At 44.9% G+C, this 25,792-nt stretch carries 20 protein-coding genes; 19 read left to right on the top strand and 1 reads right to left on the bottom strand.

Features of this window, described 5'->3' with window-relative positions; genetic code table 11:
* Positions 1-508: 508 nt before the first annotated feature.
* From ACX6CI_RS18560 to ACX6CI_RS18630, 15 genes are all read left to right on the top strand, one after another.
* The gene (locus tag ACX6CI_RS18560) at positions 509-868 is read left to right on the top strand and encodes an NADH-quinone oxidoreductase subunit A (RefSeq protein ID WP_458775151.1); all 360 of its coding nucleotides are present in this window, start codon (positions 509-511) and stop codon (positions 866-868) included.
* Positions 859-1,371 carry an NADH-quinone oxidoreductase subunit B gene (locus ACX6CI_RS18565; RefSeq protein WP_458775152.1) on the top strand — a complete coding sequence of 171 codons (513 nt, stop codon included), beginning with the start codon at positions 859-861 and terminating at the stop codon, positions 1,369-1,371. The genes ACX6CI_RS18560 and ACX6CI_RS18565 overlap by 10 nt, the downstream gene beginning before the upstream one ends.
* 1 nt (position 1,372) lies before the next feature.
* Complete coding sequence (locus tag ACX6CI_RS18570) at positions 1,373-3,088, top strand: NADH-quinone oxidoreductase subunit D (RefSeq protein WP_458775153.1); 1,716 nt, start codon at positions 1,373-1,375, stop codon at positions 3,086-3,088.
* On the top strand, positions 3,085-3,591 hold the full coding sequence (locus ACX6CI_RS18575) for an NADH-quinone oxidoreductase subunit NuoE family protein (RefSeq protein ID WP_458775154.1): 507 nt from the start codon (positions 3,085-3,087) through the stop codon (positions 3,589-3,591). Before ACX6CI_RS18570 ends, ACX6CI_RS18575 begins: the two co-directional genes overlap by 4 nt.
* Before the next feature lie 13 nt (positions 3,592-3,604).
* Positions 3,605-4,891 (top strand): NADH-quinone oxidoreductase subunit NuoF, encoded by a 1,287-nt coding sequence (nuoF, locus tag ACX6CI_RS18580; RefSeq protein WP_458775155.1) that lies wholly within the window; start codon positions 3,605-3,607, stop codon positions 4,889-4,891.
* Positions 4,892-4,898: 7 nt separating this feature from the next.
* Positions 4,899-6,461, top strand: a complete 1,563-nt coding sequence (locus ACX6CI_RS18585) for a 2Fe-2S iron-sulfur cluster-binding protein (RefSeq protein WP_458775156.1) — start codon at positions 4,899-4,901, stop codon at positions 6,459-6,461.
* Positions 6,462-6,468: 7 nt separating this feature from the next.
* Complete coding sequence (locus tag ACX6CI_RS18590) at positions 6,469-7,734, top strand: complex I subunit 1/NuoH family protein (protein WP_458775157.1); 1,266 nt, start codon at positions 6,469-6,471, stop codon at positions 7,732-7,734.
* 11 nt (positions 7,735-7,745) lie between these two features.
* A complete protein-coding gene (locus ACX6CI_RS18595) occupies positions 7,746-8,270 on the top strand; it encodes a NuoI/complex I 23 kDa subunit family protein (protein WP_458775158.1) in 525 nt (174 codons plus the stop codon).
* Between the two features lie 4 nt (positions 8,271-8,274).
* Entirely contained in the window at positions 8,275-8,784 is a 510-nt protein-coding gene (locus ACX6CI_RS18600; RefSeq protein ID WP_458775159.1) for an NADH-quinone oxidoreductase subunit J family protein, read from the top strand.
* Positions 8,781-9,077, top strand: coding sequence for an NADH-quinone oxidoreductase subunit NuoK (gene nuoK / locus ACX6CI_RS18605; RefSeq protein ID WP_458775160.1), 297 nt, complete (start codon positions 8,781-8,783; stop codon positions 9,075-9,077). Before ACX6CI_RS18600 ends, nuoK begins: the two co-directional genes overlap by 4 nt.
* A gap of 4 nt (positions 9,078-9,081) precedes the next feature.
* On the top strand, positions 9,082-10,995 hold the full coding sequence (nuoL, locus tag ACX6CI_RS18610) for an NADH-quinone oxidoreductase subunit L (protein WP_458775161.1): 1,914 nt from the start codon (positions 9,082-9,084) through the stop codon (positions 10,993-10,995).
* 19 nt (positions 10,996-11,014) lie between these two features.
* Entirely contained in the window at positions 11,015-12,538 is a 1,524-nt protein-coding gene (locus tag ACX6CI_RS18615; protein ID WP_458775162.1) for a complex I subunit 4 family protein, read from the top strand.
* A 15-nt stretch (positions 12,539-12,553) separates the two neighbouring features.
* A complete protein-coding gene (locus ACX6CI_RS18620; protein WP_458775163.1) occupies positions 12,554-13,963 on the top strand; it encodes an NADH-quinone oxidoreductase subunit N in 1,410 nt (469 codons plus the stop codon).
* A gap of 154 nt (positions 13,964-14,117) precedes the next feature.
* A complete protein-coding gene (locus tag ACX6CI_RS18625; protein ID WP_458775164.1) occupies positions 14,118-14,558 on the top strand; it encodes a CBS domain-containing protein in 441 nt (146 codons plus the stop codon).
* A gap of 246 nt (positions 14,559-14,804) precedes the next feature.
* Complete coding sequence (locus ACX6CI_RS18630; RefSeq protein WP_458775165.1) at positions 14,805-20,816, top strand: AAA family ATPase; 6,012 nt, start codon at positions 14,805-14,807, stop codon at positions 20,814-20,816.
* 209 nt (positions 20,817-21,025) lie between these two features.
* Here ACX6CI_RS18630 and ACX6CI_RS18635 read toward each other — a convergent pair whose 3' ends face one another.
* Positions 21,026-22,231, bottom strand: a complete 1,206-nt coding sequence (locus ACX6CI_RS18635) for a diguanylate cyclase (RefSeq protein WP_458775166.1) — start codon at positions 22,229-22,231, stop codon at positions 21,026-21,028.
* 275 nt (positions 22,232-22,506) lie between these two features.
* On the opposite strand from ACX6CI_RS18635, the gene ACX6CI_RS18640 reads away from it, so the two are divergent.
* The 4 genes from ACX6CI_RS18640 to ACX6CI_RS18655 all read left to right on the top strand — a co-directional run bounded on the left by ACX6CI_RS18640 (position 22,507) and on the right by ACX6CI_RS18655 (position 25,785).
* Positions 22,507-23,799 (top strand): radical SAM/SPASM family putative metalloenzyme maturase, encoded by a 1,293-nt coding sequence (locus ACX6CI_RS18640; RefSeq protein ID WP_458775167.1) that lies wholly within the window; start codon positions 22,507-22,509, stop codon positions 23,797-23,799.
* Positions 23,800-23,892: 93 nt separating this feature from the next.
* On the top strand, positions 23,893-24,060 hold the full coding sequence (locus tag ACX6CI_RS18645; protein WP_458775168.1) for a YqaE/Pmp3 family membrane protein: 168 nt from the start codon (positions 23,893-23,895) through the stop codon (positions 24,058-24,060).
* A 57-nt stretch (positions 24,061-24,117) separates the two neighbouring features.
* The gene (locus tag ACX6CI_RS18650) at positions 24,118-24,471 is read left to right on the top strand and encodes an MliC family protein (protein ID WP_458775169.1); all 354 of its coding nucleotides are present in this window, start codon (positions 24,118-24,120) and stop codon (positions 24,469-24,471) included.
* 78 nt (positions 24,472-24,549) lie between these two features.
* Positions 24,550-25,785 carry a hypothetical protein gene (locus ACX6CI_RS18655; protein WP_458775170.1) on the top strand — a complete coding sequence of 412 codons (1,236 nt, stop codon included), beginning with the start codon at positions 24,550-24,552 and terminating at the stop codon, positions 25,783-25,785.
* The last annotated feature ends 7 nt before the right edge of the window (positions 25,786-25,792 follow it).

Genomic DNA, 25,792 nt, shown 5'->3' on the forward strand with positions numbered 1-25,792 from the left:
AAAATCATAATATTTATTCTCCACCCACACCCACCACAAACTACTGATTTATCGTGATTTGACCATTACGTTACATTTCACCATAACATGCCATAAAACACGCCACGCACACCACCTGTTGTGCAATATGTGCAATAGGCAAATCCGAGAAAAGCTTACAATTACTCTCCCTCTTTCGCGACCACACCCTCAACTGGCCATTTTTATTACACTTAAATCTTGAACTCTTTGTCGAATACCAATCTTCACAGCCAGACTCACTTAACACGCCAAACAGGCCATGGTCACAAAATAAACCAACAGGCGCCCAACCTGCACATGCCGCAAACCCGCGACGCACAAAGAAAAGCTTCACTTCACTTACTAAATAGCTGTTTGATCTGATAATATTATACTTGACATGCCATAGTAACGACTGTTTAATGAATACCTATTCAGGGTGGTTTTTTTACTTTACCGTGCCTGTTACCTAAAGCATGGTATAAAAAAAAGCAGCGAGAGGATAAGTATGTCATCGGAACTGTTTTACTCAGCTGCGGCTCTATTTCTCATCGCCGCATTCGTTCCTTGCTTGATGGTAGCGACCACGGTCCTCGGACCGCGTTCCAAAGGTAAGATCAAAAACGAGGCCTATGAAAGTGGTATTGGGCCCATCATCGGAACTGTTGACCAAAAATTCAGCGTCAAGTTCTACCTCCTCGCAATTCTCTTTCTCATTTTCGACATTGAAGCTGTGTTCATGTATCCCTGGGCTGTTTCGTTACGGGAGCTAGGCTGGTTTGGATTTTTTGAAATGGTGGTCTTTATGCTGCTGCTTCTTACCGGACTCATCTATATCATCAAGAAAGGGGTGCTCAATTGGCGTTAGGACTAGAATCAAACCTCGGTGATACCGTAATCACGACCAACCTTGATTTCGTTGTAAACTGGGGAAGACAATACTCATTGTGGCCATTCGTCTTTGGAACCGCCTGCTGCGCTATTGAGTTTATGAGTGCAGCGGCCAGTCAGCATGACGTGTCAAGATTCGGGGCGGAAGTTGTTCGTTTTTCACCCCGGCAGGCTGACCTCATGCTTGTTTGCGGAACAATTACCTACAAGCAGGCTCCAATACTCAAACGTATCTACGAACAGATGCCCGATCCCAAATGGGTCATCGCAATTGGTGCCTGTGCAACATCTGGTGGAATCTACAACAACTATTGCACCGTCCAGGGGATAGACAACATCATCCCTGTGGATATTTTGGTTTCAGGCTGCCCTCCGCGGCCTGAAACAATTCTTGATGCACTTATCAAACTCCAGGACCAGATTAAAGGCGAAAGTGTCCTGAAAGATCGCCATAAAGACTTTAAAGGGATTCTCGACTGATATGAATACGACGGCTTTAGAAAAAATCCAAGCCGCGTTTCCTGATGCGACCTGCAGAGTCGTACTGGATTCGGTGGTACTTGATGTTCAGCCGGATGATCTGGAGAAGACCCTTTCCCGGCTTAAAAATGACGCTGAATTTAATTGTGGCCTCTTAGTCGATGTCACCGCCATTGATTATATGGATTACCCGGAACAACCCGAAGCACGATTCACTGTTGTGTATACCATACGCAACTGGGAAAAAGCTCTGCTAATCCAGGTTCGTACCCCGGTGTCCGACCCCGAAACGGGGGTATCTTCAGCAACTCATCTCTGGGGATCAGCTCTCTGGGGCGAAAGAGAAACCTACGATCAGTATGGAATTAATTTCCAGGGACACCCTGATCTTAGAAGGATCCTCAATCACTGGCAGTTTAAGGGACACCCTCTTCGTAAAGACTACCCCATTGATAAGCGACAGATCTGTTACGAAACAGATAGCTTAGAAAATGAGATACGGGCAAGGCTTACTAAAAAAGGTGTGGATGAAGAGGTACTCAGTGATATCAATACTGAAGTAATGTTTCTTAACCTCGGACCCTCCCACCCCGCCACCCACGGCGCCATCCGTATCCTCACCGCCCTTGATGGTGAGACGATTCTTGCAAACGTCAATGAGATTGGCTACCTGCACAGGGGCTTTGAGAAAAACTCAGAAAAAATGACCTATAACCAGATCATCCCCATGACTGACAGGCTCAACTACTGTTCGTCGATGATCAACAACATTGCCTACGTCAAGGCAGTGGAATCCTGGCTGGACGTCACCATCACTGAGCGCGCTCAGTTTATGCGCGTCGTTCTCACAGAGTTCTACCGGGTTCTCGATCACCTTGTCTGCCTCTCTGCCGCCTTTGTTGATATTGGTGGGCTTACCGGCTACTGGTATCTCTATAATGAAAAAGAGGCTGCATATGACTTTATCAGTCGCCTTTGCGGTGCGCGCCTGACCAGTACTTTCACCCGAGTAGGTGGAATGTACCGCGATTTTTATGACGGCTGGCAGAAAGATATGGAATTTCATATCAAGGCCATTGAAAAAGGTATTGATGATGCTCTAACCCTTATCGCCAAAAACCGTATCCTTCACGACAGAACCCAGGACGTTTGTGTTATTTCAGGGGAAACGGCTCTTAGTTATGGTGTTACCGGACCTTGTTTGCGAGCAAGCGGTGTCCCCTACGATCTTCGCAAAGACGCTCCTTATTATAACTATGAGTCCTTTGATTTTGAGGTTCCGGTGGGGTCGAAAGGTGATGTGTACGATCGTTTTATGATTCGTTTCTATGAGATGAAAGAATCGATCAAGATCATCCGTCAGGCCACGAAGGTCATCCCCGAAGGTCCAGTCAACGTTTCTGACAATCAGATCTGTCTACCACCTAAAAGCAAGGTCTATGATAACATTGAGGGTCTTGCCAATCACTTCAAGCTGGTTTTTGAAGGTGTAAAAACACCTCCTGGTGAATGGTACGACAGTTTTGAAGCGGCTAACGGAGAACTTGGCTTCCATTTTGTTTCAGATGGTTCCGGAAGACCATACAAACTCAAGGTGCGTCCGCCATGTTTCTACACCATGGGCGCCTTCCATAAAATGGTTGAGGGTAACATGATCGCCGATGCGGTCATTAATCTCAGTTGTATCAATATTATCGGTGGGGAGTTGGACAGATGAGTGACCGTTCACAACTGATCTCTACAGGAAAACCATTTAAGTTCGATAAGAAAAGAGATACTGAATTCGAACGTTTGGTAAAACGTTATCCAACCAGAGAATCGATGATTCTTCCTGCTCTCTGGCTGACCCAGGAGCAGGAGGGGTGGGTCAGTCAAGAAGCCATTGGTTATATAGCTGATCGTATAGGGACCTTTGCCAGCAAGGTGTATGAGGCAGCCACCTTTTATACCATGTACAACCTCCACCCCATGGGCAAATACCATATCTGTGTGTGCAGGACGCTGTCCTGCTGGCTCAGAGGGAAACAGGAGATAGTAGATTATCTTCGTGATGAAATAGGTGTCACCCCTGGAAATGCTACCGAGGATGGCAAATTCAGCCTCGAAGAAGTTGAGTGTCTTGGCCACTGCGGGACTGCCCCGGTTGTCCAGATTAATGGCGAGTTCTACGAGAACATGGACGTGGAACAGCTTAAATCGCTACTGGCAACGATGAAATAGGAGGCAACAGGATATGGAAGTTAAAATTCTCAGTGCCAAGTTTGATATCAAAAATTCCAATAAGCTTAGCATCGCCAAAAAGCACGGTGCTTACGCAAACCTGGATAAGCTTTTTGCAATGGAGCCTGCTGAAGTCATCGAAGTTGTTAAGAACAGCGGTCTGCGCGGCAGAGGCGGAGCAGGTTTTCCGGCAGGTGTTAAATGGGGATTCTTACCCAAAGACACAGGCAAACCTGTGTACCTCGCAGTAAATTCAGATGAATCTGAGCCTGCAACCTTTAAGGATAGATACATCCTCGTGGAAGATCCTCATATGATGATAGAAGGTATCATCATCTGCAGTTACGCCATTGGCTCACATGACACTTATATCTACATTCGTGGTGAATACACGAGCCAAGTCAAGGTCCTTCAGGCTGCAATTGATGAGGCGTATAAGGCTGGATATCTTGGGGACAAGGTTGACGGTCACGACTTCCGTCTCGACGTGACGGTACATAGAGGTGCTGGCGCCTATGTCTGTGGTGAAGAAACCGCACTCCTTGAATCCATCGAAGGCAGAAAAGGCCAACCAAGGTCCAAGCCACCATTTCCTGCTGTTGCGGGACTCTATGGTTGTCCTACCATCATTAACAATGTTCAGAGTATTGCCTCGTTGCCATTTATTATCGAAAACGGTGCAGATGCCTACAAAGCTTATGGCACAGAGAAGAGTCCAGGAACGCATCTCTTTGGCATCTCCGGTCATGTGGAAAAGCCTGGTATGTATGAATTACCCCTTGGTCTTCCAATGATGGAAGTAATTGAGAAGGTAGCGGGCGGTGTGTGGAAGGGAAGAAAACTTAAAGGAATTGTCCCTGGTGGAAGTTCCACTCCGGTACTTCTTCCTGATGAGGCTGCCACCACGACCCTTGATTATGAATCTATGGCTGAGCATAAAACCATGTTCGGATCAGGTGGTATCGTCGTACTTGATGAGACGGTTGACATCGTCGAGCTGGTGCAAAATCTCATCCACTTCTACCACCATGAATCCTGCGGTCAATGTACTCCATGCCGTGAGGGCTTAGGCTGGATGAAAAAGATCAATCAGAAAATCTTAAATGGTGAAGGCACTATGGCTGATATCGATTTGTTGCGGGAACTCTGCGACAATATCGAGATGAAAACGGTCTGTGTACTTTCAGCAGCCTGTACCATGCCGGTACGGAGCTACCTTGATAAGTTCAGACACGAGTTTGAAGCGTATGTTACGGATAAGGAAGAAGCACCTTCAGTAGCAGAAGCAACAGAGGAATAGGGCAACCATGGCTGACAAGATTAAACTTTTTGTAAATGGTGAAGAGGTTGAAGTCGAAGCGGGTAAAAACCTGATCGACGCAGTCGGTGCTGTTGGCATTGAGATACCTCATCTGTGCTACCACCCTGCACTTGGTGCTGATGGTAACTGTCGAATGTGTCTTGTGGGTATTGAAGATGGCAGACCGCCACTGGTACCCGCGTGCAAGACCCCTGCACAGGAAGGCATGAAGGTCCTCCTTGATGCGGAAAATATCAAGAAAATACAACGCGACGTCATGGAGTTTGAGCTGATCAATCACCCCATCGACTGTCCCGTTTGTGATCAGGCCGGGGAATGTAAACTACAGGACTACTATATGTCGTACGACCAGGCAGAAAGTCGTATGAATGTTCCCCAGGTCAATAAAAACAAGAACATGGACTTTGGTGGTGGCGTTGTCCACGACCAGGAACGCTGCATTGTCTGCGGCAGGTGTGTCCGTTTCCTCCGCCAGATCACAAAAACCGGTGAGCTCGGAATCATCAACCGCACCGATGTTGCTCGGGTAAACATCTTTCCCGGAAGACCCATTGATAATCGTTATGGGGTAAACGTCGTTGACCTTTGTCCTGTGGGGGCCATGACCAGCAGCGATTTCCGCTTTAAACAGCGGGTCTGGTTCTTGAAAAAGGCGCTCGGGGTTTGTCATGGTTGTTCCAAGGGCTGCAACATCACCATCGATCACAACAAAGAAAAGAACAAAGATGATCTCATCTACAGATTTAGACCACGGCTCAATGAGCAGGTAAACGGTTATTTTATCTGTGATGAAGGACGCCTGAGCTACAAACGTGAAAACGAGGGTAGACTCACTACACCCAAAATTGGCAAGGTTGAGCGGGACATGGCTGGGGTAATCACCGCCTGCAACAATGAGATTGCCGTTAGCAGCAAGCCCGCATTTCTCATCTCCCCAAGTGCAAGCCTCGAGCAGATGATTGCTGTCAGGGCACTGGCCGAGAAATTAAATGCCCCGATTTCCGGCTTTAGTGATGGCTACATCAAACAAGGTGATGGCGACGACTATCTTATTCAGGACGATAAGGCCGCTAACCGAAAAGGTTTGGAGCTGCTCGGTATTGATACATCAAAGGCGGGTTTTGAAACCGCTGTTAAAGCTTCGGATCTCCTTATCAATTTCGGCAATGATCTCAGCCTCTCATATGCAAACGACGAGCTAAAAACTCTTCTAGGCACTTCTAAAACCATTGTCTGCGCAAGCCATGAGAATGAGTACATTGAGAGTGCCAACATCACCATACCACTCAGTTCTTACTCAGAATATGAAGGATGCATCGTCAACTGCGACAACATCCTGCAAAAGTTTTCAAAAGCGGTCACAAAGAATAACGAACTCCCTGATATCTTTCAGCTCGCAGTCGGCTTCGGCAGCCCACTTACCACCGCTGCTGAAATCTTCACAGAGCTGCAGAAAGTCGCCCCGGCACTTACGCAATATCAACTTGCCACCATTCCGGCAGAAGGATTGAACCTAAACGATAGCGAGGCTGCAAATGTCACTGCTTGATATGTTAATGATTTCTTTCCGAGTCTCCTTCAGCGCCTTTGTACCACTGTGCTTTATAGCGGTATGCGTATGGATGGAAAGACGGGGAGCTGGTTTTTTTCAAGATAGATCCGGCCCCAACAGGGCCGCCATCTTTGGCTTTAGGGCAGCAGGCCTCGTACAAAATGCAGCTGACGGTATAAAGCTTTTTTTCAAAGAAGACATGATCTCTGATCATATCAAACATAAGTTTTTCTTTGTGTTAGCTCCACTTATCGTCTTCTTCTGTTCAGTCATCTCCTTTGCGGTTGTGCCGTTCGCTGATACGCTTGTGCTCGGTGGCAAAAGCTACATCATGCAGGGAATTCCAATGGACACCGGAATCCTCTGGTTTCTTGCCATCGCAGGCTTTTCCGTCTATGGAATAATCCTGGCTGGCTGGTCCTCATCCAATAAATTCGGAATCTTAGGCAGTCTACGATCAGCGGCCCAGGTCATCAGTTATGAAATCCCCATGGGTTTATCGCTTGTCAGCCTGCTCATTGTATACGGAACAATTAATCTGAGCGAAATGGCACAGTTTCAGGGCCAACTGCTGTTCGGCTTTATCCCCATGTGGGGTGCAGTTCTCCAGCCACTCGGTCTTGTTATCTTCGTAATCGCTGCCTTTGCCGAATGTAACAGAACCCCGTTTGACCTTGCTGAAGGTGAGAGTGAGATCGTTGCAGGCTTCCATGTTGAATACAGCGCCATGAAATTTGCAGTCTTTTTCATGGGAGAATATGTGGCGATGTTTGCCTCAAGCGCCATCATCATCACCTTATTTTTTGGCGGTTATCAGATACCGTTCTTAAATACACAGGCACTTATCAGTGTGGCAAAACCTGTCGCCTTTCTTCTGATGGTAGGATTACCCATCGGCATGTACTATTTCGCCGGCTGGATCAGAAGAAGTAATATCAGTCACTACGCGCGGGAAAATGACCCACGAGCCTTTGAAGCTAAAATCTATATCAGATGTTTCTGGGGCTTGATTGCAATCATCGAGTTGCTACTCCTTGGGATCCTGATCACTCAATCCGGTGGTGCAGCAACCCACATCTTTGTGGCACTCCTGCAGATCTGCACCTTCCTCGTGAAGGTGACCATGATGATCTTTGTGTACATCTGGGTTCGCTGGACCCTGCCCCGCTTTCGTTATGATCAGTTACAAAAATTGGGATGGCAGATGCTCTTACCACTAGCACTTCTGAACATCTTCATTACAAGCGCCGTTGTAGTGGCGCTCAGCTAAAGGAGGATGACATGGGAGCAAAAGTCAAAACGATAGAACGCAGAGGTTCAACCTTCCTAGAGAGAATCTACCTTTTTGAGATTTTCAACGGTATGGCCAGGACTCTCCGCCATCTTATAGGCAACCTCAAGGATAATTCGAAGCTTCTTGTACGACACTACCCTGAGGTCAAACCTGAAATTCCAGTACGCTGGCGCGGTCGCCACAGACTCACTCAACACGAAGACGGCACAGTAAAATGTGTGGCCTGCTTCATGTGCCAGACCAACTGCCCTGCAGAATGTATTTCAATTGAGGCCGGTGAACGCCTGGACGACAAAGCAGAGAAAATGCCGGTCAGCTTTAATATTAACCTGCTGGAATGTATCTACTGCGGTTATTGCGTTGAAGCCTGTCCGCTCGATGCAATCCGTATGGACACAGGTATCTACTCTGTAACAGATAACAACCGACAGTCATTCATTATCGGGCTCGACGAGTTACTCCAAACTCCTGGTGCCTATTCAGAAGAAGAATACAAGAAGGGGGGCGCTTAATATCATGTTTGCCGAGATATTATTTACCGCTTTTGCCGTGCTGTCAGTGCTAGGAGCAATTGGCCTCATCCTTTTTCGTCATCCGATGAAGGGTGCCATGAGCCTCATTGTGACCATGATCTCCCTTGCAGGACTCTACGCCCTGCTCTCGGCCAAGCTGATCTTCGTACTTCAGCTTATCGTCTATGCCGGGGCCATCATGTCACTTATTCTCTTTATCATCATGTTTCTCAACATCCAGGACGATGATCTGCCCGAAGAAGAAGGGCGGTTTCTCTACCTGGCTGGTGGAATAGCTGTCATCATCCCCATTGCCTCCTTTCTCCTTAAGGTGGTGAAAAGCATACCTGAAACCCAGGCTACAATAGTTGGTAACGGGTTTGGCGGGATTAAAGAGGTCGGTCTTGTTCTTTTTCAGGACTGGCTCCTACCATTTGAAATTGTTTCACTACTCCTGCTTGTCGCTCTCATCGGGGCAGTCGTGCTAGCGGGTAAGAGGAGGTTGGTCAAGTGATTCAGGATTATCTCATACTCAGTGTCATTCTTTTCTGCCTGGGAATTTTAGGCGTAATTTCGAGAAGAAATGTCTTCACCGTCTTCATGTCAATTGAGCTCATGCTCAATGCTGCTAACCTTGCGTTTATCGCTTTTTCCAGGGTGCACGAGAGTATGGACGGACATGTTCTGGCGATGATGGTTATGGCGGTTGCCGCGGCAGAAGCAGCTCTTGCTCTGGCAGTGGTCATTCTGCTTCACAAGCACAAAGGTAAACTGGATACAAACGTATTCAGCCTTTTAAAAGGGTGATTTCATGGAACAAACCGCAAACTATCTAGGACTTATCCCCCTGTTCCCGCTCATTGGTGCCTTGGTCATTGGCCTGATGCACATGATGACCTGCACCAAAAAGCCACTACCCGAAAAAGTGTACAGCATCCTTGCCTGCATAGGCCCGTTGCTCTCCTTTTTCATGGCGGTTGTCGTCCTGGTCCAACTAAAAGACATGGTCCCGGAAGAACGTTTTCTAAGCCACATCCCTTTTACCTGGTTCGCAGTGGGAGATCTCCACGTGGATATGGGTTTTCTCGCTGACCCACTCAGTTCACTGATGCTGATATTTGTTACATTTATCGGCTCTCTGATCCACATCTACTCCATTGGCTACATGGCGGGTGAAGAGAACTACGGTAAATTCTTTGCCTACCTCAATCTCTTTCTTGGTTCCATGCTCATTCTGGTACTTGGAAACGGACCTGTGGTCATGTTTGTTGGCTGGGAGGGTGTTGGTCTTTGCTCCTATCTACTTATCAGTTTCTACACCAAGGATAGTGATAATGTCCTTGCTGGCAACAAGGCCTTTATCGTCAACCGTATCGGTGACCTCGGCTTTGTACTGGGTATGTCCTTTCTCTTCTGGGCCATTGGTTCAGGCGGATTTGACTATCTTTCCCTCAGAGAAAATGCCCACCTGCTCACCCCGGGCATTGGCTTTGCTGTATGTTTACTCCTCTTTGTAGGTGCCTGTGGTAAGTCGGCTCAGATACCCCTCTACGTATGGCTACCGGATGCCATGGCGGGCCCAACCCCTGTATCTGCTCTTATACACGCAGCCACCATGGTTACAGCCGGTGTATATATGGTCGCCCGCTTTAGCTTTATCTATGCCCATTTTCCTTCTGCAGGTACCATCGTGGCCTGGGTCGGTATTCTCACTGCCCTCTTGTCAGCGATTTTTGGAATGTTTCAAAAAGATATCAAGAAGATCCTTGCATACTCTACTGTAAGTCAGCTAGGCTATATGTTCGCTGGTGTCGGCCTTGCTGCATATTCTGCTGGTATCTTCCATGTCTTCACCCACGCATTTTTTAAGGCCCTGCTGTTTCTTGGCGCAGGTTCAGTTATCTATGCCCTGCACCATCAACAGGACGTCTGGAAGATGGGTGGTCTTAAAGCAAAAATGCCTACGACCTACGCAACCATGCTCATTGGCGCCCTGGCACTTGCTGGCTGTCCACCATTCTCTGGATTTTTCAGTAAGGATGAGATCCTCTTTATGGCCCTTGCTAAAGGCCACCCGGGTATCTGGCTCATCGGTGTTGCCGTTGCAGGAATGACAGCGTACTACACCTTTCGTATGATCTTTCTGGTCTTCCATGGGGAACCAAGGGACAAAGAAGCGTATGATCATGCCCATGAACCTCCTTCTGTTATGACCGTGCCTCTTATTATCCTCGCAGTTGGTGCCGCCTTTGCTGGAGTCTTCAACCTGCCCGCAATCTTTGGTGGACATATGTCTGTCTCCCACTGGCTCGCACCAAGTCTTATCGAGCATCATCCCCACGTGAGTATCTGGCTTGAGATTTTTGCGATCCTTGCAAGTGTAGCTGCTGTTGCTGTTGGTATAACCATTGCCTACAAAAAATTTGCACACGGTGCAGAAGAGCCTGAATATAGGGGATTTGCCAAGTTTGGTTATAACAAGTTCTATGTGGATGAGATCTACAATGCGGTTTTTGTTCAACCGTATAAGGCTTTTGGCTCTCTTATCTCCAGAATTCTTGAACCAAATGTCACAGATATCCATGTCAAAATCACTACATGGCTTTACAAAAAATCAGGAAAAGGATTCAAGGTCTTTCAGGTTGGATACGTTCGGGTCTATGCGATCTACATGGTCATAGGGCTGAGTCTAATGAGCTTCTTCTTATCTCAATCGATTAACTAGGACTAGGTAAGGTGTAAGAATGTTTGAATATGCCCTTTCAGTAATGATCTTTCTGCCAATTCTTGTGGGACTGGCGCTCTTCCTCTTTCCAATGAGTAAAGGGGGGGCCCGGGTCACTGGTTTCATATCGTCAGTGGTGGTACTTTTCATCGGGATTGAAATATTCCTTGGCTTTAACGGTACGTCAGGAATGGAATATGTCGAATTCCACGAGTGGGTCCCTTCTGTTGGTGTGAACTACTCTCTAGGAATAGATGGAATCAGCCTGTTGGTACTCCTTGCCGCAACCGTCCTTTTTCCTATGGTCTTTGGAGTCTTTGCTTCCAAGACTAAGGGATTTTACGGTAACCTCCTGCTCGCCCAAGGGGCCATGATCGGCGCTATTTGTGCTACCGATCTGGTACTCTTTTATATCTTCTGGGAAATTATGCTGCTGCCGATATTTTTTATGATCGGTATTTATGGCGGAGAAAAGCGACTACCTGCAACCATAAAACTCACCATATACACCATCGCTGGCTCCCTGCTCATGCTGGCAGCTCTTATCTATGTAGGTACCTCCTACCATACTCAGTTCGGTAAGTGGTCCTTTAACATCGGTGACCTACAGGCACTAAGTCTTGGCGGAGGCTTTGCTGTAACCGCCTTTCTTATGTTCATGGTGGCCTTTGCCATCAAGATCCCGCTCTTCCCATTCCATACCTGGCTCCCTGATGGTTATACAGAAGCTCCAACCTCCACCACCTTTGTTCTTTCAGCCATTATGGCAAAGATCGGTGTCTACGGTGTGATTCGCTTTGTCATACCGGTTTTTGAAATTGAATTTGCACGGTTTGCTGTCCTCTTCTCCCTGCTTGGAGTGGCCGGTATGATGTACTGTGGCCTTGCTGCCATTGCCCAGAAGGACATGAAACGGTTACTGGCCTTTTCTTCCGCCTCCCATATGGGAATTATTGCATTAGGTGTCTTCTGTATGAATGTACAGGCACTTGCGGGTAGCCTTTTCCAGATTGTGGCCCATGCCACCAGTACGGGGGTACTCTTTCTCTTTATTGGCCTTATGGAAGAACGTCTTCAGACAAGAAATATTGATGACCTCGGTGGAATTGCCTATCGGGCTCCGGTTTTTGCCACATTTTTTGCAATCGCCATGCTGGCTTCTGTCGGTCTGCCCGGAACAAGTGGTTTTATCGGGGAATTTCTTATCATCCTCGGTGCCATCAAGTTCAGTGCCTTTATCGGCTTTCTTGCCGGAACTACCCTCATCATAGGTGTCTGCTATATGTTGTGGATGTTCCAACGGGTATTCTTTGAAAAGGGTAGGGAGAAATGTGAAAAATTTGAAGACTTAACCGGTCTTGAGATCATCACCTTTGTTCCAGTTATTCTGCTCATTTTAGGGATGGGTATTTTCCCCCAGAGTTTTCTCCAAAAAATTGAACCAACAGCACAACAGCATATAGCACAACTTACTAGCGTCAGTGCTACTCAGGTTGCAGAAACAACGACCCAGAAGCCAGAACTTAATAACCATAAGAACTAAGACAGGGTAAACACTATGCATGATTTTCTGTCCTTACTCCCTCTGATCATTATCACCTCAGGAGCCGTCCTGTTGATGCTTCTTTCTACCTGTGAAGAAATGAAGGTAGAAGTTGCATCCTATATCAGTATGGGATTTTATGGCGCCGCCTTTTTTGTCCAGCTCGTCGTTGGCTGTGGTCCTGAAACAACCATTTTCGCCCAGACCTTCAACGGTATGCTGGTTGCAAATAATTTTAGTATGGCAGCAGGACTCGTGATTTTAGGATGTGGCTTTTTCACCTCTGTCTCTGGAAACAGTTACTTCAAGGTGAATAATTTCTGCACCCTCGAATTCTATTCAATTATGATGTTTGCCACCTGCGGTATGATTCTGCTCACTCTTTCTCAGGAGCTTATTTCCGCCTTTATCGCCATCGAGATTATGTCTCTTGCCATCTATATTCTAGTGGGGTATGAGCGCAAGAATGTGAAGGCCACTGAGGCCATTCTTAAATATCTTATGTTAGGTGCCTTTGCCGGTGCCTTTTTCACAATGGGGGCAGCTCTTATTTACGGTGCTGTCGGAAGCACCAAGTTTGCAGCCATTGCAGCAGCACTCAGTATAGAAAAAAGTTTTGCTCCCCTTATGCTGGGAGGAGGCTTCTTCATCCTCGTCGCCCTGCTCTTTAAGGTCGCCGCCTTCCCATTCCACGCATGGGTTATCGATGTATACGATGGCGCTGCCGCACCGGTCACAGGCTTTATGGCCACCGCACTTAAAACCGCCGTTTTTGCTCTTTTTGCTAATTTTCTGGCACTGCATACCACAATGCACGATGGTTGGGTAACATTTCTCTTCTACCTTGCCGTCCTTACCATGTTTGGTGGTAACCTCATTGCCATTGGCCAGGACAATATTAAACGAATGCTGGCAGCTTCAGGCATCGTCCATTCAGGATATCTGCTCATTGCGCTCGTTGCCCTTAACGCTGAACAGTTCACTGGTTCTGTTATTGCCTACTACCTTGCGGCATATGCTGTAGGAACATTAGGGATATTTGCGGCACTGTCATATCTTGGTGGTGAGGGTGAAAAACGAGCCAACTTCGATGATTTCAAGGGCCTTGCTAAAGTACACCCCTATTCCGCTGCCGCCATTACTGTCTTCCTGCTCTCCATGGCAGGAATTCCACCAACGGCTGGCTTCATGGGTAAATTTTACGTTATTACAAGCGCCTTTACTGCGGGCCACATCGCCCTTGCTGTGCTTGGAGTCATCAGTAGCATTCTTTCCATGTGGTATTATCTGCGACTCATCATTACTATGTATTTTCATGAGGCAACGGACAGTTTCGAAATTAAGGGATGCCCGCTTGCAAGCATTGGGACCTTTACCCTTGCACTCTTTGTCTTTGTTATTGCCTTATACCCTGTAGTTGTATGAGCACCATGATATAAACAACAGTATCAGCCACCCCACCTGCAGTGAGCTGACCCCGATGAACGGGACAGGTACCTTGGAACTTACTTTAAGCCCTTAGTTTCAATAGAGTAAGGTACTAATACAACTGCTGGTAAAAAAATCTGGAGGCTTCTCTATGAAAGTAAAAGATATTCTGGCTACAAAAGGAAGCCGGGTCGTAACCATTGAACAGTCCACCAAAGTCTTTGATGCCATGACCATCTTCTCGGCAAACCGGGTCGGCTCTCTGCTGGTGGTTGATAAAGATGAAGCTATACTCGGTATTATAGCAGCCAGAGACGTTCTTATGGCTGTTGTAAATCACTACGATACCATCAAGGAAATCACAGTTGAAACAATTATGACCAAGGACCTTATCGTCTGTGGTGAAAATGATGATATTGAGTATGTTCAAACAGCTATGACTGAGAACCGGATACGACACATCCCGGTTCTTGCAGGCAAGGAGCTTAAAGGACTTATCTCCATTGGCGATGTTGTAAAGAGTCAGTTAAAAGAAGTGCACGTGGAAAACAAATATCTCAAAGACTATATGGCAGACAAATATCCAGGCTAAGGACCGTGGTACCTGGCAAATCGGTAGCCAACACCCCTTATCCTCCTTTGGGGTGGTTTCCGGTTTGCAATACAAAGCACCGTTCAGTCCAGAGACTGTCCGGTGCTTTTTTTAATTTGTCTCCCTTTATATCATTTACCAAGCCATTCATAATCACTTCAATCATCACCCATATTATGATACATATAATAAAAGAAGGAGAATTCCACCCACAATAATTGACCCTCCGATACGACACTTTCACACATGAATATATTTGGCTACCAAATCGCAACAACCCTTTTTGAAAGCGAAAAATCTATAATATATCGAACAAAGCCTGATAAAAGAAACACAGTCCAGAAAATTCTAAAAGTTCATAAAGGTGCCCTTCTTCCACAGGAAGAAAAAGTCAGATATCAACAGGAATATACCATAGCCCAAACCCTGGACCATCCAGGAATTCTCAAATCAACTGAACTACTCTCTGATGCCCAAGACATAGCAATTGTTTTTGAAAACTTTAAAGGTCAGTCGCTCCAAGAGTTAGTTGCAAAAGATCCATTCTCTTTAAAAACAGCACTCTCAATAGCAATCCAATTATCCACCGTTCTTGAGTATATTCATACCAATAAAATTATTCACAAAGACATTTGCCCTGGGAATATCCTGTGGAACAGTGACACTGAAGAGCTGCGCCTCATCGATTTTGGAATTGCCACCTCTCTCGAATACGAGCACTATTCAGGGCACCCCACCGACAGATTAGAGGGAACTATTCAATTCATCTCGCCTGAGCAGACTGGGAGAATGAATAGAATTATAGACTATAGAACAGATTTCTACTCCATGGGAATGACCCTCTATCTTCTCTTCACAGGCAAGCTGCCTTTTACAACCAGCGACCCTTTAGAAATCCTCCACTTCCATTTGGCCAGAACCATCCCGCGACCAAGTACTATTTACCCGACACTCCCCCAGCAGCTGTCAGAAATAATCCTTAAGCTCTTGGAGAAAGAGGCCGAAAACCGCTATCAGACAGCCTATGGAATCCGTCGTGACCTCGAAGAGTGCAGCGATCAATTACAGTTAAAAAACTCCATTTCTGTGTTTCCCCTTGCTCGGCATGATATTTATGATCGACTTAACATCTCTCAGAAAATCTATGGAAGAGAGACTGAAATTAATCAATTACTACAAGCTTTTGACCGAGTGAGCCACGGTACTTCGGAGATGATTTTTGTAGCGGGCTATTCCGGCGTCGGGAAAACTGCACTGATCAATGAAGTACATAAGCCTATTGCTGAGAAAAAAGGTGTTTTTATATCGGGTAAATATGATCAGTACCAGAGAAATACACCCTATTATGCCTTCATCCGTATCTTTTCACAACTAGTCAGAAATGTACTGCTCCTCCCCGAATCACAGCTTGAAATATATAGAAGTCAAATTATCGCTGCACTGGGTAACAATGCAGGAATTATGACAAACCTTGTGCCTGATCTTGAGATACTCGTCGGCAAACACGAAGATGTTGCGACAACTGGCGCACTTGGCGCACTTGGCGCACTTGAGACACAAAACCTATTCAATGAACTCACCAGAAGATTTATCAAAATATTTGCCACTGCGGAACACCCCCTCGTACTCTTTATCGACGATTTTCAATGGGCAGATCTCGCAAGTTTACAAATGTTAAATGTGCTTCTCACTGATAAAACCGTTAAACATCTGCTGATTCTAGGATCCTACCGTGATAACGAGGTACATAGGACTCACCCACTCCTTTTAGCCAAAGAAGAGATAGAGAAAAAAGCAGTTATCAATACCATTACTCTAGAGCCCTTATCTCAGCAGCACGTTAACGCACTGATACAAGACACCTTCCATGTAAGCGAAGATAATGCCAAGACCCTTTCAGTTCTGGTAATGGAAAAAACGCTGGGGAATCCCTTTTTTATAAATCATTTCCTTAAACGCCTGCACGACGATGGTTTAATTGTCTACGATCACCTACAGGGTTCATGGTGCTGGGAAATTGAACGGATACATGAGTGTGATATAACGGATAACGTTGTTGAACTTATGTTAACCAGATTGTCTAAGCTTCCATCTGAAACAAGAGAATTGATGATGATAGCAAGCTGCATAGGAGAACAAATTTCACTGAGCTGGCTAGCTGCTATAATCGGTCAATCTGTTACTGAAGTCACTAGAAGCATCTGGCCTATGGTCAAGGTTGGTCTTATGCTTCCATTGTCTGGTACAGGAAAATATATTCAAGTTTTAAAAGAGTTGCCCGATGATGATTCATCCAACTCCATAGAAATGCATGTCAAATTCTTGCATGACAGGGTTCAACAGGCAGCATATTCGATGATACCAGAGAATGAAAGGGAGGCTGTACACCTACTCATTGGTCGTAAGTTGCGTGGATTTTTATCTGCGAAAGAACTCAGTGACAATGTGTTTACTATAATTTCCCAGTTTAATTTTGCCTCGCAAATGATAACCAACAAAGATGAAAAGTTGGCCATGGCAAAACTGAACCTTCAGGCTGCCCTCAATGCTAAAGCAACCCTTGCCAATGAATCGGCAATAGAGCTACTTGACCATGGCGTTACCATGTTAGATCGAGAGTTGGCAGTTGCGCATCCAGATCTCTTCTTTGAACTGCTCTATGAAAAAGCAGAAGCATATTATTTTACTGCAGAACTCTTAAAGGCTGAACAGGAGTTTGAAAGACTCCTGAAGATTGCAAACACAACCATAAAACAAGCCAGAATCTACAAAGTGCTGATTGACCTTTACACAACAAAAGGTGAAATCGAACATGCGGTAAAAGCAGCGATAGCCGGCTGCGATCTTTTTGGAATCACCCTCTATCTCCATCCCACAAGAGACCAGGTTCTTGAAGTGTATGAGGAAATACTAGAACTCATAGGTTCACGTAACATTGAAGATTTAGTTAATCTTCCTGACATGGACAACCCGGAAATGGAACTCGCCTTATCCATTCTGGCGGCAATGATGCCTCCGGCTCTGTTTTACGACCAGAACCTTCTCTATCTTGAACATTGCCACATGGTGCACATTGCACTTCGCCACGGCAACGCCCCAGCCTCCGCCTCCGGGTATGCCTATTTTGGAATGATCATCGGCTGCATGCTTGGTGCATTTGAACAAGGTTACGAATTCGGAAAACTGGGTTACAGCCTGCTTGCAAAAGAAGGCTATGAACAGTTTAGAGCAAAGGTCTGCTTGAGTTTTGGCTCTAATGTCAATTTCTGGGTCAATCACGTTACGTCAGATCTTCAATATCTTGAAGAAGGCTTTAAGGCAGCCCTTGAAACAGGGGACGTCACCTACTCCTGCTACCATTGCAACCACATTGTCATGGTTAATCTGGCCTCAGGAATGGATCTTGAACAGGTTTTTGTCGATGCAGAAAAACGTAAAAAATATGTAGCCACCACAGGCTATACCGAAATAGTCGACATTATTGAGAGCAAACAGCGTCTGGTTCAACTGCTGAGAGGGAAAACAGACACTCCCCACTCATATAGTGACGAGACCTTTAATGAAGTTGAGTTTGAGCTGCACCTTCAAACCAATATGTCCATTACAGTCTGTTGGTACTATATCCATAAAACACAGGCTCGTTACCTCTTTGGCTATTTTGAGGAAGCGGTAGCTGCAGCTCAAAAAGCCGAAGAATTGATCTGGTCATCTGTGGCCCACGTAGAAGTTCCTGAGCATTATCTCTATTACTCCCTGGCGCTTACAGCATTGTACAGTTCTGTTTCCAAGAAAAAACAACAGGAGATTGTAACCACACTTAATCTCCACCTCGATTATTTTAAACAATGGAAGGCAAGCTGCTCTGATAATTTCGAGCATAAATACCTGTTGATAGAAGCCGAAATTGCAAGAATTGAAGGTAAACAGCTTGAAGCCCTTCAAGGGTATGAAAAATGTATCGCCGAAGCACATAAAACCGGTTTTATCCAGATTGAGGCCTTGGCAAATGAACTTGCTGGCCGTCATTCTCTTGGATGTGGTTTAAAGGGTGCGGCCAAAGACTATCTGGCCGAATCACTCTACTATTACCGTCAATGGAAGGCCATTGGAAAGCTGAAACATTTAGAGCAGGAATTTTCTGACCTCTTTAGGGAACGAACCCCGCATAAAAGTGCACACACCCACGCCCCAACTCCCGCAAGCACCTTTTTTGGTTCAGCTGAAGAAGATAAAAACTTTGTCGATTATCAGACCATTGTCAACATCTCAAGGGCCATAGCAACCCAGATGGATATGTCTGTTCTGCTCACAGAGATCATGAAGTATACCTTGGAAAATACCGGGGCTGAAAAAGCAAGTATTGTCATTATCAATGGAGAAGACATTCGTGTGGAAGTTGCCGCCAATGAAGAGACCATCCATTCAGGGAAAACTGCAGGTCCTGTTATGGCACAACTCTCCAGGTATATATCCGAAGCAATCATCCGTTATGTGGCCCGGACCGATGAAACATTGATTCTTGAGAATGCCAGTTTAGAAGGAGATTTTACCAATGATCCGTACGTGCTCAGAAACAATTGTAAATCGATTTTATGTATGCCGTTTTCTTATAAGAAGGGGCAAAATAGAATCCTGTTTATTGAAAATAATCAAATTGTAGATGCGTTTCCCCATTATCGAGTTGAAACATTGCGACTCATTCTTCCTCAGGTGGCTATCTCCATAGAAAATGCCCAGCTATTTACAGGGCTCAACCAAGCCCATGAACAGCTCAGGTCAATTTTTGACAATTCTGTTGATGGTATTGGTGTAGCTCAATCGGGTATTCATACACTGGTTAATCCCGCTTATATGAAAATGTTTGGTTATGAGGATCGTAGCCAGTTAATTGATCAACCACTGCTGGAAATCATTGCCCCTGACAAAAGACCCCAATTCATGGCCTATCTGGCCGAGAAAGAGGATTCTCCAGTACGGGATATTTATTATGAAACAAAAGGGATAAAAAAGAATGGTACGGAGTTTGCGCTTGAAGTAAATGTCTCCCAATACGGTACAGAAGAAGACAGAAATACCCTCCTTATTTTACGAGATGCCAGCCAACGAATCCAACTGGAAGACCAGGTACGTCAGGCCCAGAAAATGGAAGCCATTGGTACCCTTGCAGGTGGCATTGCCCATGACTTCAACAATATTCTTTCCGCAATAATAGGCTACTCAGAACTCGCCCGACTTGATGCATCGGCCTCGGAAAAATTGAAGAAATATCTGGATGCTGTTCTTAACGCAAGCAACCGGGCTAAAGGTCTTATTCAACAAATCCTGGCATTTAGCCGCCAAACAAACACCAATAGATTACCGCTTAAGCCGGTTACAATAGTGGAAGAAGTGGTGAAAATGCTACGCCCCTCTCTCCCTGCCACCATTGAGATCACACAAAATATTAGTTCTGAAGTTGGCTTTATTCTGGCCGACCCAATTCAGATACATCAAATCCTGATGAACCTGTCTACCAATGCCTTCCATGCCATGGAAAAAACAGGTGGAATGCTCAGCATCTCAATGAAAAATGTACATCTCACAAAAGACCAGCTACCACCTGACATTGATATTAAGGAGGGTAACTATGTGCAATTCTCAGTAGGTGATACGGGCCCTGGTATTGCTCCTGAAATACAAAGTAAAATATTTGACCCATATTTTACAACTAAGAGTCAGGGGAAAGGAACTGGTATGGGACTTGCCATCGTTCATGGGACAGTTAAGTCATATGGCGGGTTTCTCTCGTTGAATAGTGTACCTGAAAAAGGCACTACTTTTGATGTATTCCTGCCCGTTTTTAACAAAGAACAGATCCATTCGAGACCGGAGGTAATCGAGCAATATCAAACCGGAAGCGAATCTATTCTTTTTATTGATGATGAACCACATCTTGCCAATATGGGAAGAGAAATTCTTGAGCAGTTGGGCTACACTGTAAGTGCTCAAACATCCGGTGCTAATGCACTTGAAGTATTCAACAAAAATCCTGGTTCGTTTGATTTAGTTATAACCGACCAAACCATGCCTGGTATGACCGGAGTTGAACTTGCCGAGAAAATACTTCAGACCAGAGCGGATATACCTATCATATTATGTACTGGATACTCCTCAATAACCTCAAGAGAAGAAGCCAAATTATCAGGTATTAGGGAATTTGTGTTAAAACCCATTACAGTAAATGAACTCTCCACATTAATACGTCAGGTCCTGCAATAAAATCAGATCACAACATGCCACTCGGCACTGATTGCCCATTAGTGCCTTAGACAGAAAAACCTGTCATAAAAAACAGGGAGCGTAGACTCCGAGATACCGAGTGTTGGAAAAATTGCTGATATCGCACCATTTCCAGATAGCGACCGCGGGGAGGCCTTCGGGGTACTTATCCAGCGATACTAAAATTTTTCCCCCTTCTCGGGTTAGAATCAACTGGAGGATTCAGGAGTACCTGATACGACACGATTACGCCCCTCTTCTTTTGCTCTATAGAGAAATGTGTCAGCACAATGTAAAAAATCTTCATGACCTAATGAGCCATGACTTTTCCAGTCTTCGACAGTCGTTAAGCCAAAACTTGCTGTGATTTTGACATTTTCTCCAGAAAAGACAAATGGTATTTCCTCTATTACGCTCCGTAATCTCTCTCCAGTAACCTCAGCGCCTTTTTGATCCGTGAAAGGCATCACCAGTAGAAACTCCTCCCCTCCGTACCTTGCCAGCCAATCAATATCACTCCGAATATTATCCTCAATAGTGGCAACAACTTTCTGCAGTACAACATCACCTGACTGATGACCATAGTTATCATTGACCCTTTTAAAATGGTCCAGATCACAAAGCATAATAGAGATTGGGTTATTATACCGCTTCGCCCGTTTCAATTCCTTGGGGAGAGATGAGTTAATAGCACCACGATTAAAACACCCTGTAAGCGCGTCTTTAATAGAAATTTCTTTGATTTTTTTGATGGCAGTTTCAAGCTCCACCGTTCTTCTATTAACAATGACCTCAAGATTATCTCTGTAAGCAGTGAGTTCATTTTGTGACCGCTCAAGGGACTGAACCATCTTCTGATGCCTGAGCTGCTGATAAGCCTGATTTGAAATCTGGTTTGCCATCAACCAGAGAAAGTCCAATTTTTCTTTGAATTCACTTTCACTTATAGCATCCATTGACAGGAAAGCCTCAAGCATATCATGCTTATCTACTCCAATCTCCTCTGCATAAGCAAGTATTCGCTCTTCATTAACCGCCCCTCTCCAACTCTGGCCTATTAACCAATTGGCAATATGCACACCCTCGATTACTATAGGTGCGGAAGCATCTACGAAACCAACACTTTTACAAAAATGATACGAGGGTTTTTGTGAGTTTATGGACAGCTCCCCTAAAATTTTACCGGATCGTATACAATTTCTTTCACCTTTCTGAGTAGACCTGATCAATTGACAAACCGCACTATGATTGCTGGGTCGTGTAATTGGCAACCCATGAATATCCACTATGGTTGAAGCAACCCGATTCGCCTTGGCAAATGAATCCTGAAGCTTCTGGAGATCCTCAACATCCAAAATATCCAAGAGAGATATTTCGTGATTTGCTTTACTGTCACCCAACGAGTTTAATCCCACGAGGCTACTCCCTTAAAAAATTAAGTTCATGTAAATGTTGATTACATTGTATGATATTTTTTTTTATATTTGCAAGATCCTTTAGCAGAGCTTCCCAGTGATATTTCTGGTAAAAATTTGTTTTTCTCACTACAAGTTCTCTAGCAATAGTTCTGATACTGGACACGCCTGCTTAAAAAGAAGACTTCTCAATCGTCAATCACATCCATAGTTCTGGCCGCATATAAACACGATAATAGTAATTCAATAACTCAACCCCTCATATCCAAGACGTAATGAACCAGCACCAAACCGATTCTCCCAAAAAAGTGTACGTCGAACTGACCACCCGCTGTAATCTGCAATGCAAGATGTGTGTAAAGCATACGAGGGGCAGTTGTATCCCCGAAGAGGATATGAGCCTGGGTGTGTTTCAAAAGATCCTTCCCTCCTTAAAAGATGTAGAAACCCTCATCTTAAATGGAATAGGAGAGTCACTTTTACATCACGATCTGTTAACCATAATTACGTTGGCCCGAGAAGTCCTGCCCGCAACAAGCAGTATCGGTGTACAGAGTAACGGCCTGTTACTCACCAAAACTAACGCTCGTGATCTTCTTCGGGCCGGATTGTCAACCATGTGTCTTTCGGTTGATCGGTTTGAAGACCCAGAGGAAGAAAGTGCCGGTGAACATTCCTTTCGGGCAGTACAACAGAGCGTTGACAATCTTTCCCAGGCTCGCCATATTGAAAATCATGGTTTTAGAATAGGCCTTGAAATCGTTCTCACCAGACAAACCATTAATGATTTACCAGGGCTGGTTGCCTGGGCGATTGATAATGGGATTGATTATATACTCTCAAGCCATCTGATTTTATACGACAAGGCCGCAGAACAAGAGTGTTTATTTAATCCCCATCCCCCGGAAACCCTTGAGCTATTCACCAGATCTGCTGAAACAGCCGCGTCTAAGGGTCTCGATTTCACCAAAGAACTTGAGCACTATCGCAGACATGCAGGTACACAATCCTCCCAACTCTTTACAGAGATATTTAACGATATGCTGGAAGAGGCACGGCGAAGAGACCTTCAGCTTAACTTAGATGATCTTGACCTTGGAGAAATTCAGAAATCCAGGGAAAATGAAGAAAAAATTAGTGCTATAAAGAAAATTGCCGATACAAAGGGACTTGATCTATTTATCCCACCCTTTCAGGCTACATCTCCCAGAGAGTGTCGATTCCTTAAAGAAAAAACACTATTTATTGCCGCCAACGGCGATATAATGCCCTGCCACTTCCTCTGGCACAGCTATGGTTGCCGCATTTTAAAAGAAGACGCCAATGTTATTAAACGTCCATTTGGAAATGTTTCACATAAAACATTACTTGAAAGCTGGCATAGTAAAAAGTATCTAGACTTTAGAAAAGAGGCAGAATCCTACGGCTATACCTACTGCTGGACTTGCTGCCAAGGGCCTTGCCCAATGTTGCTTGCCGATGATGGAGGATACGCCAACGACTGCATTGGCAGCCAGGTTCCCTGTGGTCACTGTCAATGGAACCTCGGAGGTATACGTTGCCTTTAATTCGAGTATTGCCTTAGATATACTATTTCATTATGTTAGGTGTATTGGTTAAGTAAACGTCATTAACACAACAACCTCAACTCACCATATATCATGAAAGAATTCATAAAAATCGTCTGTGCTATAATATTCCCCCCCGTGGCTGCATTTCTCCAGGTAGGCCTTGGCAAACATTTCTGGATTAATATTGTTCTGACTATTTTGGGTTTTATTCCTGGGATGGTACATGCCATTTGGATAATTGCAAAAAATAAAGAGTAATAAACGTACCCACTGATTTCAAAAGCTTTCAGCGACCCTATACATCCAACAGGTGATATGGCAAAACTTTTCCAACGCACCATTTATACTATCACTCTGGTCATGGCTGTATCTGGCTGTCAAACTTCACTCCATACCACGCCCGTATCCAGTGATTACACAAGTCAAGCGCAGACTCGGGTACTCACCTACGAGGACAATCACGGAAAACAAATCCTCGTTAACTATGATACAATTGGAAATACGGCGTCATTATTCTGGAAAGGTGAACGAGTGGTCCTGGAACGAACCCCATCGGCATCAGGTGAAAAATATAGTCACGAAAGCCTAATCTTCTGGACCAGGAGTGACTCAGCCCTTTTGACCCAAAATGGCACGAACCTCTTCAAGGGTGCACTACGAGATAACTGAATATAGCAGACAAACCAAAAAAACCTTTCACAAGGTGTGACTGGTTTATCTACTCAAAAAAAGTGATAGGGATAACAATTGATCTTCAACAAACAAAAATTCAAGACCTTTAAGAACAGACTCCTTATCATCGGGGGAAAAGAGCCGTTGAGTAAAATGTCACTTATTGTGATTATTGCCCTTGATATCTTTGTTGTCAGTATGATCTTCGCCGGACTCCATGACCACAGTGCTCTACTTACTTCCCCATATGAGTACATGCCCAGTATCTGTCGAGAAGCAATCATTGAGAAAAAATGGGTTGGTGAGTACAAAACTGATACAATACAACAACTGATCCTCGCTCCAGAGAACTCATACCGGTACGGAACAAGAGACCGACTGGACCAATCCGAAATTAGCAAAACCCACTCCTCTTGTCAGCAGCTCCTGAGTAGTGTCAGAGCGGTTAAAGAAGACAAGGCCATTGTTACAGTATTTCGTGATCGTAAGAGTGCACAACAGAATAAGATAAAGCTTACTCAGAGCTTTAAAAAATCAAAAGCCGTTTACGATACTAACCTCCTGGAAAATATCGCTGATACCGGCGATGACAGCCAAGTGTCTTCCATTGCCGCAAAATCCAAGGAACTCACTGGGCAGATTAATCAATTAAGCAAAACTATTGCAGACTATAATGCCACCATTAGTGCTAATGCTGCAGTTAAATTATTCTCCGCAAAGCTTGTGGAACTGCAGGGTCAAAAAACTATTATAGTTGGCGATATTAAAAAGTTCGATTTCTGGTATCCCATCAAAGAGCTTGCCTGGCAGTTTCTCTTTTTGCTCCCGCTCTGTGGACTTTTCTATTTATGGAACTCCAAAAGCATTCAAAAAAACAGTACTCTACAAGTTCTTATATCCTCTCATTTACTCGTTGTTTCGTGTATTCCGGTACTTTTCAAACTGCTTAAACTTATTCTGGATATCATTCCACACAGAGTATTTGAATCTCTATTCCAGCTGCTTGTCTCTTTACGTATTATTGCTATATGGCACTACATTATTATTCTGCTCGCAATCCTTCTTGCTCTGTTGGCCATTTACCTTATTCAGAAAAAACTTTTCTCTCCTGAGAAAATAAAGGAAAAAAGGCTGATGAAGGGGAGCTGCCATTCCTGTGGAAAGAAACTGCCGAAACAAGTGGATATGTGCCCATTTTGCGGCACCAACCAACAAATACAATGTATACACTGCAATGGAACTACCTATATTGGTGGCCAGTACTGTGTACAATGCGGTGCACTCCATTCACCTCACAATGAAGTAAGCTGAAATTGAT

It is taken from the genome of Desulforhopalus glucosivorans (assembly GCF_054397165.1).

What these genes read in the sequence shown, in the direction of transcription:
- nuoF (WP_458775155.1), top strand. Translation starts at nt 3,605, where the DNA reads ATGGAAGTTAAAATTCTCAGTGCCAAGTTTGATATCAAAAATTCCAAT.
- ACX6CI_RS18575 (WP_458775154.1), top strand. Translation starts at nt 3,085, where the DNA reads ATGAGTGACCGTTCACAACTGATCTCTACAGGAAAACCATTTAAGTTC.
- ACX6CI_RS18645 (WP_458775168.1), top strand. Translation starts at nt 23,893, where the DNA reads ATGAAAGAATTCATAAAAATCGTCTGTGCTATAATATTCCCCCCCGTG.
- ACX6CI_RS18570 (WP_458775153.1), top strand. Translation starts at nt 1,373, where the DNA reads ATGAATACGACGGCTTTAGAAAAAATCCAAGCCGCGTTTCCTGATGCG.
- ACX6CI_RS18650 (WP_458775169.1), top strand. Translation starts at nt 24,118, where the DNA reads ATGGCAAAACTTTTCCAACGCACCATTTATACTATCACTCTGGTCATG.
- ACX6CI_RS18590 (WP_458775157.1), top strand. Translation starts at nt 6,469, where the DNA reads ATGATTTCTTTCCGAGTCTCCTTCAGCGCCTTTGTACCACTGTGCTTT.
- ACX6CI_RS18560 (WP_458775151.1), top strand. Translation starts at nt 509, where the DNA reads ATGTCATCGGAACTGTTTTACTCAGCTGCGGCTCTATTTCTCATCGCC.
- ACX6CI_RS18630 (WP_458775165.1), top strand. Translation starts at nt 14,805, where the DNA reads ATGAATATATTTGGCTACCAAATCGCAACAACCCTTTTTGAAAGCGAA.
- ACX6CI_RS18600 (WP_458775159.1), top strand. Translation starts at nt 8,275, where the DNA reads ATGTTTGCCGAGATATTATTTACCGCTTTTGCCGTGCTGTCAGTGCTA.
- ACX6CI_RS18625 (WP_458775164.1), top strand. Translation starts at nt 14,118, where the DNA reads ATGAAAGTAAAAGATATTCTGGCTACAAAAGGAAGCCGGGTCGTAACC.
- nuoL (WP_458775161.1), top strand. Translation starts at nt 9,082, where the DNA reads ATGGAACAAACCGCAAACTATCTAGGACTTATCCCCCTGTTCCCGCTC.
- ACX6CI_RS18615 (WP_458775162.1), top strand. Translation starts at nt 11,015, where the DNA reads ATGTTTGAATATGCCCTTTCAGTAATGATCTTTCTGCCAATTCTTGTG.
- ACX6CI_RS18585 (WP_458775156.1), top strand. Translation starts at nt 4,899, where the DNA reads ATGGCTGACAAGATTAAACTTTTTGTAAATGGTGAAGAGGTTGAAGTC.
- ACX6CI_RS18640 (WP_458775167.1), top strand. Translation starts at nt 22,507, where the DNA reads ATGAACCAGCACCAAACCGATTCTCCCAAAAAAGTGTACGTCGAACTG.
- ACX6CI_RS18620 (WP_458775163.1), top strand. Translation starts at nt 12,554, where the DNA reads ATGCATGATTTTCTGTCCTTACTCCCTCTGATCATTATCACCTCAGGA.
- ACX6CI_RS18595 (WP_458775158.1), top strand. Translation starts at nt 7,746, where the DNA reads ATGGGAGCAAAAGTCAAAACGATAGAACGCAGAGGTTCAACCTTCCTA.